At 54.4% G+C, this 2,009-nt stretch carries 2 protein-coding genes; both read left to right on the top strand.

Features of this window, described 5'->3' with window-relative positions; genetic code table 11:
• Nucleotides 1-60: 60 nt before the first annotated feature.
• Nucleotides 61-1,599, top strand: coding sequence for a sugar ABC transporter ATP-binding protein (locus tag H7A81_RS26995; RefSeq protein ID WP_058960532.1), 1,539 nt, complete (start codon nucleotides 61-63; stop codon nucleotides 1,597-1,599).
• A gap of 22 nt (nucleotides 1,600-1,621) precedes the next feature.
• The coding region (locus tag H7A81_RS27000; protein ID WP_370530002.1) for an ABC transporter permease at nucleotides 1,622-2,009 on the top strand (388 nt) is incomplete at its 3' end.

The raw sequence follows: 2,009 nt of genomic DNA on the forward strand, positions 1-2,009 counted from the left end.
GGTGTTCCGTTTGCTCGCGCCGAATAACTGGATGGTGACGCCAGTCAGTCTGGAGGTGAAATGAAACCATTCAACGTTAACCCGGCGCTACTAAAAGGCGAAGTGATCCTTGAAGCGCGCAACATCAGCAAAATCTATGGATCGACCCATGCACTTAAAGGCGTGAATTTTGAGATCCGTCGCGGTGAAGTCACCACGTTGTTTGGTGAAAACGGCGCAGGTAAATCCACGCTAATGAAAATTTTGTCGGGCGTCATTACGCCAACATCCGGGGAAATTCTCTATAACGGCGAAGAGAAAGTGTTTCGCTCCGCCACTGAAGCACGCGATTGCGGCATCTCGATTATCCATCAGGAGCTGAATCTCGCTCCCAACATGAACGTGCGCGACAACATCTTTATGGGGCGCGAAATCATGAAGCCGGGTGGGGTGGACTACGCGGAAGAAGCCCGCATAACCGCCCATCTGATGGCGGCGCTGGAGGAGGAAATTGATCCGCTGACGCCGGTGGAAAACCTGCGTCTGGGCCAACAACAGATTGTCGAAATCGCCCGTGCATTGTCGGTGAATTCACAGATTCTGATCATGGATGAACCGACATCGGCGCTCAGTGCTGCGGAAGTCGCGGTGCTGTTCCAGGTGATCCGCGATCTCACCAGTCAGGGTGTAGCCATTGTATACATCTCACATCATCTCGAAGAGGCACTGGAGATCACCGATCGCGCCGTGGTGCTGCGTGATGGCGTAATGACCGCGTACGCGAAACGCGATGAGATCGATCTCGAATGGATCGTGCGCAATATGGTAGGCGATCACTTTGACCTGGGGTCGCCGCCGCAAGGTTATGAGTTTGGTGACCAGGCGTTGACCGTGCAAGACCTGACGGTGAAAAGCAAAACCGGGATTCGGCTGGTGGATAACCTCTCGCTGTCAGTGAAAGCCGGTGAAATTGTCTGCATCTATGGCCTGATGGGCGCGGGGCGCACCGAACTGCTGGAGTGTATCGCCGGGCGTATTCATCAAAGCCAGGGCCGCGTTCTTTTGCAGGATACCGATGTCAGCGGCTTAACCATTCAACAACGTATTCAAATCGGCCTTGCGTTGGTGCCCGAAGATCGGCAACGCGACGGTTTGGTGCAAACCATGTCAGTGGGCGAAAACCTGTCGCTCGCCAGTATCAGCGAATTTGTGCGCGGTTTGGTGCTGTCACCGCGACGTGAAAAGCAGCTGGTGACGGACAGTATTCGCAACGTCACGGTGAAAACCGCTGGCGGCGAGGCGGCCATCGGATCGCTCTCCGGTGGCAATCAACAAAAAGTGGTGATCGGCAAAATGCTGGCCACCCGTCCCAAAGTGATTCTGCTGGATGAACCCAGCCGCGGCATTGATATCGGTGCCAAAGCGGAAGTGTTTCGTCTGCTGGCGGAAAACGCCAAAAAGGGGCTGGCGGTGGTGTATACCACCTCGGAAGTGGGCGAATGCCTGAGTATTGCGCATCGCATTGTGGTGATGAGCAAAGGGCGCATTAACGCCATTTTCGATTCCAGCGTGAGTAAAGAACGCATTATGGCCGCTTCAGGCGAGTCTCTGGTGGCATGACATGAAAAACGGAGCAAACGGTATGACAGACAGAACACACACGCTGGATTCGCCACCCGTCGCGAGTAAAAAGAAAACCGATAAAAGTCTCAATCTGGCGCGATTGCTGCTGGAAGGGCGTGCGTTTATTGCGTTGCTGGTGATTATTATCACCTTTTCCTTGCTCTCACCTAACTACTTTACCGGCGCCAACTTCCTGACCATGGCTTCGCATGTGGCGATTTTTGGCTTACCCGCCATTGGCATGTTGCTGGTGATCCTCAATGGCGGTATTGACTTGTCCGTCGGTTCAACGCTGGGTCTGGCTGGCGTGATGGCCGGCTTTATGATGCAGGGGATTAACCTCGACGCGCTAGGTGTCGTGCTGTATCTGCCCGTGTGGGCGGTGGCGATATTGACGCTGGTGATTG

This window comes from Pantoea sp. ME81, from assembly GCF_903970985.1.
Lineage (GTDB): Bacteria > Pseudomonadota > Gammaproteobacteria > Enterobacterales > Enterobacteriaceae > Pantoea > Pantoea communis.

Coding starts and splice junctions, on each gene's coding strand:
- H7A81_RS26995 (WP_058960532.1), top strand. CDS start 61: ATGAAACCATTCAACGTTAACCCGGCGCTACTAAAAGGCGAAGTGATC.